Raw genomic sequence first — 11192 nt, forward strand, 5'->3', positions numbered from 1 at the left:
AGTCGACTGAGAAGGTTATATCTATGTGCTACCGAAGTTGGACTAAGCTGACCAATTAAATAATCAAATTGGTATAAGTTGAGAATCTATCGCGTCAAAGGTAAAAAAGATATTCCTATTCCTTCCTTCGTCAGTCTAGGGGATCACGAATTTTAGGCAAAAAAAACGCCCTACCGAAGTAGAGCGCTTTCAAAAGCTTTAAGCTAATAATTCGCTAGGAATTACTGACCTTTAACTTCTTTAAGACCGTTGTAAGGAGCTTTAGAACCTAGAGCTTCTTCGATACGGATAAGTTGGTTGTACTTAGCAACACGGTCAGAACGGCTCATAGAACCTGTTTTGATTTGACCTGCAGCAGTACCTACCGCTAGATCAGCGATAGTTGCGTCTTCAGTTTCGCCAGAACGGTGAGAGATTACAGCTGTGTAACCTGCGTCTTTAGCCATCTTGATAGCAGCTAGAGTCTCTGTTAGAGAACCGATTTGGTTGAATTTGATAAGGATAGAGTTAGCAACACCCATCTCGATACCTTTTGCAAGGATCTTAGTGTTTGTAACGAATAGATCGTCACCTACTAGTTGAAGCTTGTCACCTAGTAGTTCAGTTTGGTGCTTGAAGCCATCCCAATCTGACTCGTCTAGACCGTCTTCGATAGAAACGATTGGGTACTGGTTAGCTAGCTCAGCTAGGTAGTGGTTAAACTCTTCAGAAGTGAAGATTTTACCTTCGCCTTTCATGTTGTAGTTGCCAGCTTCTTTGTCGAAGAACTCAGATGCAGCACAGTCCATCGCTAGAGTAACGTCTTTACCTAGCTCGTAACCAGCAGCTTCTACAGCTTCTTTGATTGCAGCTAGTGCAGCAGCGTTAGACTCAAGGTTAGGAGCGAAACCACCTTCATCACCAACAGCAGTGCTTAGGCCTTTCGCCTTAAGTACTTTAGCTAGGTTGTGGAATACTTCAGCACCTACACGTAGAGCTTCTTTAAGAGTTTTAGCGCCAACTGGTTGGATCATGAACTCTTGGATATCAACGTTGTTATCAGCGTGCTCACCACCGTTGATGATGTTCATCATTGGTAGAGGCATAGAGAACTGACCAGCAGTACCGTTTAGCTCAGCGATGTGCTCGTATAGAGGCATGCCTTTAGCAGCAGCAGCAGCTTTAGCGTTCGCTAGAGAAACCGCTAGGATAGCGTTCGCGCCGAACTGAGATTTGTTCTCAGTACCGTCAAGGTCGATCATAACTTGGTCAACGTCAGCTTGAGCTTTAGCGTCTTTACCAACTAGAGCTTCAGCGATTGGGCCGTTTACAGCTTCAATAGCTTTAAGAACACCTTTACCTAGGAAACGTGATTTGTCGCCGTCACGTAGCTCAAGAGCTTCGCGAGAACCAGTAGATGCGCCAGATGGAGCAGCAGCCATACCTACGAAACCGCCTTCTAGGTGTACTTCAGCTTCTACAGTTGGGTTACCACGTGAATCGATGATTTCACGACCTAGAACTTTAACGATCTTAGACATTGAATGTTTCCTTCTCGTTGAATATATAAATGTCAAATTTAAAGGTAGCAGCACAACTTACGCTGCTACCGGTATTCATTTTACTTCTCTAACTCGCCGCGCTGGAACTCACCAGCCGCTTTAACAAAACCTGCAAACAATGGGTGACCATCGCGCGGTGTTGAAGTGAACTCTGGGTGGAACTGAGCTGCAACAAACCATGGATGGTTCGGGTTCTCAATAACTTCAACCAGTTTCTTGTCCGCAGATAGACCCGATACTTTAAGGCCCGCTTTTTCAATTTGTGGACGAAGATTGTTGTTCACTTCGTAACGGTGGCGGTGACGTTCATGGATCGTCGCACTACCGTATAATTCGTATGCTTTTGTCCCTTTCGCTAGGTGACAAAGCTGTGAACCAAGACGCATCGTGCCGCCTAGGTCAGATGATTCTGTACGCTCTTCCACTTTACCTTCGCCATCAGTCCATTCAGTGATAAGACCTACAACTGGGTACTTAGTTTCAGTACAGAATTCAGAAGAGTGCGCCCCTTCCATTTTCGCAACGTTACGCGCGTACTCGATAAGCGCTACTTGCATACCTAGACAGATACCTAAGTACGGTACTTTGTTTTCACGAGCGTATTGAGCAGCAAGAATCTTACCTTCAACACCACGGTCACCAAAGCCACCAGGAACTAGGATTGCATCTAGGCCTTCTAAAACTTCTACGCCACGAGACTCAACATCTTGTGAATCTACGTACTTAATAGTGACGCTTAGACGGTTTTTCAAGCCTGCGTGTTTTAGCGCTTCATTTACTGATTTGTATGCGTCTGGTAGTTCAATGTACTTACCAACCATACCAATCGTCACTTCACCCGTTGGGTTAGCTTCTTCGTAAATTACTTGTTCCCATTCAGACAGGTCGGCTTCTGGAGCTGTGATGCCGAAACGCTTACATACAAGTTCATCTGTGCCTTGAGCTTTAATAAGCTGAGGGATCTTGTAGATAGAGTCAACATCGCGCATAGAAATAACTGCATTTTCTTGCACATTACAGAACAGAGCAATTTTCTTACGCTCATTCGAAGGAATATTACGGTCTGAACGACAAACTAGGATGTCTGGCTGAATACCGATAGATAGCAGCTCTTTTACTGAGTGTTGCGTCGGCTTAGTTTTCACTTCGCCCGCTGCTGCTAGGTAAGGAACGAGAGTCAAGTGCATGAACATTGCACGTTCACGGCCTAGCTCTACGGCTAGCTGACGAATCGCTTCCATAAACGGTAGAGATTCGATATCACCTACTGTACCACCCACTTCAACGATTGCGATATCGTGGCCTTCAGCACCAGAAATAACACGCTCTTTGATCGAGTTAGTTATGTGTGGGATAACCTGAATAGTTGCACCTAGGTAATCACCACGACGTTCTTTTGCTAGTACGTCTGAATAAACACGACCTGCAGTGAAGTTGTTACGCTTCGTCATCTTGGTGCGAATGAATCGCTCATAGTGACCAAGGTCAAGGTCTGTTTCAGCGCCATCTTCCGTAACGAACACTTCACCGTGCTGAGTCGGGCTCATAGTGCCTGGATCAACGTTGATGTAAGGGTCAAGCTTCATCATAGTCACTTTAAGACCACGAGCTTCTAAAATAGCGGCAAGAGATGCTGCTGCAATACCTTTACCTAGAGAGGATACAACCCCGCCAGTAACAAAAATGTAATTTGTCGTCATGTTTAACCTGAAATTGGTTGAATGAGGGAAATGGATTACTTCTGGACGGGATGAAAATATACCAGAAGCCCCTTATCGCCACAACGTGAAATCTATCACACTGCTGTTTTTTATTTTTTGCTTCAAATCAATTCATGATAAAAGCTCTGGCTATTTTTTCTCCGCCACTTTTACCTGATCCCACATAGAATCAAGCTGTTGGAGCGAAAAGTCCGTTAAAGTTTTATCTTGTTGACGAACCTTTTGTTCCACCCCTTTAAAACGACGGGCAAATTTCAGATTGGCTTTATTCAAGGCCGATTCTGGATTTTTACCCAAATGTCGTACTAAATTGACCGTCGCAAACAACAAATCTCCGAGCTCTTCTTCAACTAAATCTTCATTTGGCGTCACTTGAAGTGCTTCTTCTAGCACCTCATCAACCTCCTCCAATACCTTATCCGCCACCGGGCCAATCGAGTCCCAATCAAAGCCATATTTCGCGACTTGTTTTTGCATCTTTGTAGCACACAAAAGCGCAGGTAGAGAGTTTGGTATTGAGTCTAGAATACTTTCTTGAGTTTTTCCTGCCTGCGCTTTTTCTTTGGCTTTTTCGGCTTCCCAATTGGCATTAATGTCTTCGTCACTGGCAAATTCAGTATCAGAAAACACATGCGGATGACGACGTGTGAGCTTCTCATTAATACCGTCAACCACATCAGAAAACTCAAACAGCCCCTGCTCTTTCGCTAGCTGACTGTAGAAAATCACCTGAAACAGGAGGTCACCTAGCTCTTCTTGTAGATTCGGCCAATCTTGGTTGTGAATCGCATCCACCACTTCGTACGTCTCTTCGATAGTATGCGGGACAACTGTTTCAAAATTTTGTTTTAAATCCCAAGGACAGCCACCTTCTGGATCGCGCAGCTTAGTCATGATCTGTTCAAGTTGTTCAATCGGGTGATTCATCGTTTTCTTCCTATTTCTGTCTTTGATTTTTAAATTTATAACGTCTTCTAAAACTAAAAAAAGGTGAGCAGCCAAAACCACTCACCTTTGTTAATACTGTCTAATTCTCTAAATAATTGAAACTGTGGCTAGGCGACAAGCAAGCGAGACTCCTGAGCATAGCTTGTCTATGTGATTGAGCGAGTGCGCGCAGGCAACAACGCCATAGCTTCAAGTATGACGAGAATTTTAGCCGAGGCGTTTAACACTCATTACATCTTTGATTTGCTCTACTCGACTGGTCACTCGACTCAGGATCTCAATGTTAGTCACTTCCAAATCAAAATCCATCACCGACAATTGACGTTTGTAGTCGATACGGCTCTTCATTGTGGTCACGCTGATCTTTTCATTTGAGAACAGTGAGGTGATGTCTTTCAGTAGGCCATTACGCTCTAGCGCTTCGACACGCAGCGTTAAAATGTAGGAACCGACAAAACCACTGCCCCATACGGTATCAATAATACGCTCAGAAGCATGCAAGCTTAGCTCATTCAACTGCTCACAATCCGCACGGTGCACTGAGATACCACGGCCTTGCGTAATGTAGCCTTTTATCACATCGCCAGGGATCGGTTGGCAACAACGCGCAAGGTGCGTCATTAGGTTATCGACACCTTCAACAACCACCGCATCCTTCTTCGGACGGCTCTGCTGAGCTGGCTTATTCTCCGACTCAAGCAGCTTCTCTAATGCTTTTTGGTCTTCTTCTTCCGCCGTGGGTTTGTTAACTAGGGCGTTGATGTGATTAACCACTTGGTTAATACGTAAGTCACCACTGCCAATACCTGCGTATAGCTCGTCTGGCGTGTTGACGTTAAAGCGTTTTAAGGCGTATTGGTCAGCATCTTTTAGGGTGGCACCGACTTTGGTTAGCTCAGTCTCTAAGATGTCTCGGCCTGCCTCTAGGTTCTTTTCACGGCTTTCGGCACGGAACCAAGCGTTAATCTTCGCGCGAGCTCGGCCTGAATGCACAAAACCTGTGGTTGGGTTCAACCAATCTCGAGAGGGGTTAGGCTCTTTCTGGGTGATGATTTCAACCTGATCGCCCATCGATAGCTTGTGGGTGAAAGGCACGATACGCCCAGCAACCTTAGCCCCAATACAACGGTGTCCAACCATTGAGTGGATATGGTATGCGAAATCCAACGGTGTCGCGCCCATTGGTAAATCAACCACGTCACCACGAGGGGTGAAGGCGTAAACACGATCATCAAAGACTTGGCTGCGAACTTCATCCAGCATTTCACCAGAATCCGACATCTCTTCTTGCCAATCAATAAGCTTACGCAACCAGGTAATTTTCTCGTCGTAGCCACTACGACCGCTTGACGCACCTTCTTTGTATTTCCAGTGCGCCGCGACGCCGAGCTCTGAGTCTTCATGCATCTGCTTAGTGCGGATCTGAATCTCAATGGTCTTGCCTTCTGGGCCAAGAACCACGGTGTGAATTGATTGATAACCATTTGGCTTAGGGTTTGCCACGTAGTCATCAAACTCACTCGGTAGGTGTTTGTATTTGGTATGAACCACACCGAGGCTGGCATAACAGTCTTGCAGTTGGTCGGCGATGATGCGCACAGCACGCACATCAAACAGCTCATCAAAGGCCAAACCTTTCTTCTGCATTTTACGCCAGATGCTGTAGATGTGCTTAGGACGACCACTGACTTCAGCGTTAATGTTTGAACGCTTCATTTCAGCCGTTAAATCATCCACAAAATCCGTAATGTACTGTTCACGTACGATACGACGCTCAGACAACTGCTTAGCAATCTGCTTGTAGGTGTCAGGCTGTTGATAGCGGAATGCGTAATCTTCGATTTCCCACTTAAGCTGACCAATACCTAAACGGTTAGCCAGTGGTGCGTATATGTTAGTACACTCTTTTGCTGCCGCACGGCGCACAGCATCAGGAGCCTTTTTGACTTCAATAAGGTTACAGATTCGCTCTGCTAACTTAATAACGACGCAACGAAAGTCATCCACCATCGCTAATAGCATACGACGAACGTTATCGACTTGACCCGAGGCTGCACTGCCTTCAAGGGTGATATTAAGCTGACCTAAGGCTGCCATCTCTTCAACGCCATCAATCAACTTGACGGTTTCTTTACCGTAACTTTCTTCAAACGCTTCGCGCTCAAAAACGCCGCTCGAGACAACAGGAAAAAGTTGTGCCGCAATTAAAGTGGCACGGTCCATGGACAGCGTAACTAAGATCTCGATCATTTCGCGTCCACGCCAAAGTAAAAGAGGCGCTTGTTCGTGATCTTTTAATAGCTCTTCACAGTGATGATAAACTTTGATCAGTTTATTCGAGGTTTTAGCATCTTGATTCAGTGACGCTATCCAATTTTCTAGCTCAAACTGTTCGCTTGGGTTTAAATGTGCGCTTCGTACCGCAACCATCATGCCTTCCTAGTTATTATGTTTTATACCCAACTCAATATGACTAACGGATTCCAAGTTAGTTCGACACATATTGATATCAGCGCAGGTTTCCCCGCGCCTTTGTGATTCATTTGAAGCCTGGTTTAAGGGCCTCTAAGCCTTGATAAAGAGAGCCATCGATTCTAGGTGACTGGTGTGCGGAAACATGTCCAACATCCCCAGTTTGGCTAATTGATAGCCTTGTTTTTCTAAGCTCTCAGAATCTCTAGCTAGAGTAGCAGGATTACACGAAACATAAACCACACGCTTCGCGCCTAATGCTGAAATTTGATCAACGATCCCACTCGCTCCCGCGCGTGCTGGGTCAAGCAGTACTTTATCGAACTTCTCTTTTGCCCAAGGTTGTGAAGACAACTCTTCTTCAAGGTTAGCTTGGTAAAATTCCGTATTGCCTAACTGGTTTAACGCCGCATTCGATGTGGCTTGCTGAACCATTTCATCCACGCCTTCCACCCCAACTACAAACGACGATTGTTGTGCGATCGGCAAACTGAAGTTACCTAGACCACAAAAAAGGTCAAGCACTCGCTCATCCACTTGAGGTTCTAGCCACTCAATCGCTTGAGCAACCATCTGTTGGTTCACTTTCTGATTGACTTGAATAAAGTGGTTGGGCTCAAAAGGTAGAGTGACACCCGTTTCGCTATAAGCTGGCGTATCACCGACCAAGCGCACCAATTTATCGGTTTCAGGCATTGAATACAGCGTTGCACCTTCTTCTTTTGCTAACATAATCAGCGCTTGCTCATCAGTTTCAGCTAAAGGCTTAAGATGACGTAGCACCATCACCGGGTTAGTATCGCCCAACACCAATTCAACGTGTCCTAAAGACGTAAGACTATTGAAAGTATTAAGTAAACTTTTCAGCTTTGGCAGTAAGGCATTGAGGCGAGGATCAAGCACGGCACAGTCGGTGATGTTTTCGATCAGCTTACTTTGCTTCTTACGGAAACCAAACTGCAGCTGTTGGGTCTTTTTATCAACAAATAGGCTGATACGCGCACGACGTCGATAGCCAGTTTTATCCCCTAAGATCGGCGGGATAATCTCGGTGATATCACTCTGGTATGGGTTCATCAAGTGCATTAGCGACTGAGTCTTGTGCTCAACCTGAGATGAGTACCCAAGGTGCTGAAGATGACAGCCACCACACTGATTAAAGTGCTTACAAAACGGCTTTAAACGCTGCTCGCTCGGCTTAAGTAGTTTAATGAGCTTTGCACGAGCAAACTTGCTTTTACTCTCAGTCAGTTGAATAACCACCTGCTCACCGGGCAATACGCCATCAATGAAAACCGGTTTATTTTTCTGATAAGCGATGCCAGCGCCATTGTGATCCATTCGTTCAACCAAAACCGATTGATGCTTGGTCTCGAGTTGAGTTTTCTTTTTGGGTTGGAAAAAACGTGCCATTGCTTGTGCCTAATGTCTCTTTTAATGAGTAATTGGTATCCAAGACTCACTATTATGTCTTGGAATCATTGTCGAACGTCACGGCTTTGATTAAGCTTACCGTTCACTTAACCGCCATTGTGTGCGTTATTTTCCCATATCCAGACTTCGATGTAATTAAAGAACATGACCAGATATGGCTTAAGAGCCCGTGTAATTACCTTAACTCTAGCTCCAACTCTTATTATTGGGTTGCTATTGAGTGCATTTTTCTCATTTAACCGTTATCAAGACCTAGAGGGACAGGTGGTTAACACTGGCACCAGTATTATCGAGCCACTGGCGATCGCGAGTGAATCTGATATGAAGGTCGAAAGCCGCGAATCCGTTCGTCAACTCATCAGCTATGCGCACCGTAAGAACTCTAACCTGGTACGCAGTATTGCGGTGTTTGATGACCGCCACGAGCTATTTGTTACCTCAAACTTCCACCCTAATTTTGAAAGTCTCACCTACCCGAAAGATCAGGAAATACCGCATCTGAGTTCTTCAAACCAACTCGACAATACGCTGATCCTTAGGACGCCTATCATTGCTGAAGGTCAGTTCATCAACTCAGTTAACGGTCAATCGCAAACTAACCAACCGCTCGGCTATATCGCAATAGAACTCGACCTATCGTCGCTTCGATTGCAGCAATATCAAGAGGTGTTCTCGGTTTTCTTGGTACTAATCCTCGGACTTGGGTTATCGGGTGTGTTTGCCTTTCGCTTGATGCATGACGTGACTCAACCGATCACTCATATGAAGAACATGGTTGACAGAATTCGCCGTGGTCACTTAGATGTGCGTATCGAAGGAACCATGCATGGTGAGCTAGACTCGCTGAAAAACGGTATCAACTCGATGGCCGTATCGCTATCCGAGTATCACGTTGAGATGCAGCACAGTATCGACCAAGCGACCTCAGATCTGCGTGAAACCCTCGAGCAGTTAGAGATTCAAAACGTTGAATTAGACATCGCGAAAAAGCGCGCTCAAGAAGCGGCTCGAGTTAAATCTGAATTCTTGGCAAACATGTCCCACGAACTCAGAACGCCACTCAACGGTGTGATTGGTTTTACTCGCCAAATGCTCAAGACCCAACTGTCGAATAGCCAAACCGACTACCTGCAAACCATTGAACGTTCAGCTAACAACTTGCTGAGTATCATTAACGATATCTTGGATTTCTCGAAACTCGAAGCCGGTAAGCTCGCTCTGGAAAATATTCCATTTGAATTCCAAGCCAGTCTTGAAGAGGTAGTGAACCTTCAAGCAACCAATGCTCATGAAAAAGGTCTGGAGTTGACCCTTAAGATAGATCCTAAAGTGCCCGCTGGCGTGGTGGGTGATCCATTGCGTATCCAGCAAATCCTAACGAACTTGGTTGGCAACTCAATCAAATTTACCGAACGTGGCAATATTGATATCAGCGTTGAACTTCGTTCACATAGTGAAGATAACATCGAGCTGCAATTCATGGTTCGCGATACCGGTATTGGTATCTCTGAACGTCAACAAGCCCAACTGTTCCAAGCTTTCAGTCAAGCCGATGCGAGCATCTCTCGTCGTTACGGTGGTACAGGGCTCGGGCTCGTGATCACCCAAAAACTGGTCAGCCAAATGGGCGGAGAGATCAGCCTAACCAGTCGCCTACACCAAGGTTCGACCTTCTGGTTTACCCTAAGATTATCGACAACAGATATGCCGGTAACAGAGTTGATTGAAACTCAGTGTCTGCAAGGTAAGCAACTGCTGCTTATCGAGCCAAACATGCAAACGGCATCGATCATTCAGCATGTGTTAACTCAAGAAGGCCTAATGATCACTTATCGCTCCGCGATCCCAGATGAGTCAACAACTTATGACTATGTACTGCTGAACCTGGCTGCGAACCAAGATTACGATTTTGAAACCGTAAGTGATTGGGCGATCCGCGCCAAGAAAATGGCCCAAAACGTGATTATTGGTACGCCAATTACCGAGCTCGCTTTAGGTGAACGACTAATAACAGAAGTCGATGTTCAGTGTATTACTAAGCCTATTTCTCGTAAAAAATTACTTCAAACCCTGATTTCGAATCAAGCACCAGTACTGATTGCGCCAGCGATTGAAACGCACTCAGAAGAGAAACTGCCACTGACAGTATTAGCGGTCGATGATAACCCTGCAAACCTAAAATTGATTACCGCACTCCTAAAAGAGCGAGTCGAAACGGTGATCAGCTGCACCAACGGTCAACAGGCCATCGACAAAGCAAGCGAGACTCCGTTTGATATCATCTTCATGGACATTCAAATGCCGCAAATGGATGGCGTTACCGCCTGTCAGCACATTAAAAAACTGGCTAATAATGCCAATACCCCCATCATTGCTGTCACCGCTCATGCGATGACAGGAGAGCGTGATCGCTTACTTGAAGCGGGCATGGATGATTACCTCACCAAGCCAATTGAAGAGCATGTATTACAACAAGTGCTGATCCATTGGAGTCCGACTTCTGCAGTTGAACATATTGAGAAAATTGACCCTGCCCACCCGGCAGTTTCTACAGAAATCGACCATAGCCCAGTTTCAGAGACAGAGGCTAGCGTGCATAAAAACATCATCATTGATTGGCAGGCAGCATTAAAGCAAGCCGCCAATAAGGAAGACCTTGCACGCGATATGCTGCAAATGCTGGTCGACTTTATTCCTGAGGTTTATGACGCAGCGGACAAAGCGATAGAAGACAGCGACTACCCCGTTGAAGAACTGATACACATCATTCATAAGATGCATGGCAGCAGCTCGTACAGCGGCGTCCCAAGGCTAAAATCGGTATGTGCAACGATAGAGAAAGCGCTGCGTTCAGGCAATTCCGTTGAAGATATTGAGCCAGAGCTGTTTGAGCTCCAAGATGAATTGGATAAAGTTCAAGCCACCGCCATTCATTATTTGAAACCAGCTCAGACTTAACGAGTGCTTGTTACCCACCAATAAAAAAGCAGAGCTCGTAAGCTCTAATGCCGATCAGTTAAGACAATAATCGGCAGATCAGTTGAATGATCCTACCAACATGTAAGAATCCGATAGA

6 protein-coding genes are annotated in these 11192 nt (G+C 45.5%); 1 reads left to right on the plus strand and 5 read right to left on the minus strand.

Annotation, left to right across the window (positions count from 1 at the left end):
- Positions 1-221: 221 nt before the first annotated feature.
- The 5 genes from eno to rlmD form a co-directional block, all read right to left on the minus strand.
- Entirely contained in the window at positions 222-1520 is a 1299-nt protein-coding gene (gene eno / locus Q1A70_RS17440) for a phosphopyruvate hydratase (RefSeq protein ID WP_299694569.1), read from the minus strand.
- Between the two features lie 80 nt (positions 1521-1600).
- Positions 1601-3241 carry a CTP synthase gene (locus Q1A70_RS17445; protein ID WP_299694566.1) on the minus strand — a complete coding sequence of 547 codons (1641 nt, stop codon included), beginning with the start codon at positions 3239-3241 and terminating at the stop codon, positions 1601-1603.
- Positions 3242-3391: 150 nt separating this feature from the next.
- Positions 3392-4189, minus strand: coding sequence for a nucleoside triphosphate pyrophosphohydrolase (mazG, locus tag Q1A70_RS17450; protein ID WP_299694562.1), 798 nt, complete (start codon positions 4187-4189; stop codon positions 3392-3394).
- 228 nt (positions 4190-4417) lie between these two features.
- Positions 4418-6640, minus strand: coding sequence for a GTP diphosphokinase (gene relA / locus Q1A70_RS17455; protein WP_299694572.1), 2223 nt, complete (start codon positions 6638-6640; stop codon positions 4418-4420).
- Positions 6641-6775: 135 nt separating this feature from the next.
- Entirely contained in the window at positions 6776-8095 is a 1320-nt protein-coding gene (rlmD, locus tag Q1A70_RS17460; RefSeq protein WP_299694559.1) for a 23S rRNA (uracil(1939)-C(5))-methyltransferase RlmD, read from the minus strand.
- A gap of 165 nt (positions 8096-8260) precedes the next feature.
- Between rlmD and barA the strand changes: the two genes are divergently transcribed.
- Positions 8261-11074, plus strand: a complete 2814-nt coding sequence (gene barA, locus Q1A70_RS17465) for a two-component sensor histidine kinase BarA (RefSeq protein WP_299694556.1) — start codon at positions 8261-8263, stop codon at positions 11072-11074.
- Positions 11075-11192 lie beyond the last annotated feature (118 nt).

The sequence above is a fragment of the uncultured Vibrio sp. genome (genome assembly GCF_947488985.1).
Classification (GTDB): domain Bacteria; phylum Pseudomonadota; class Gammaproteobacteria; order Enterobacterales; family Vibrionaceae; genus Vibrio.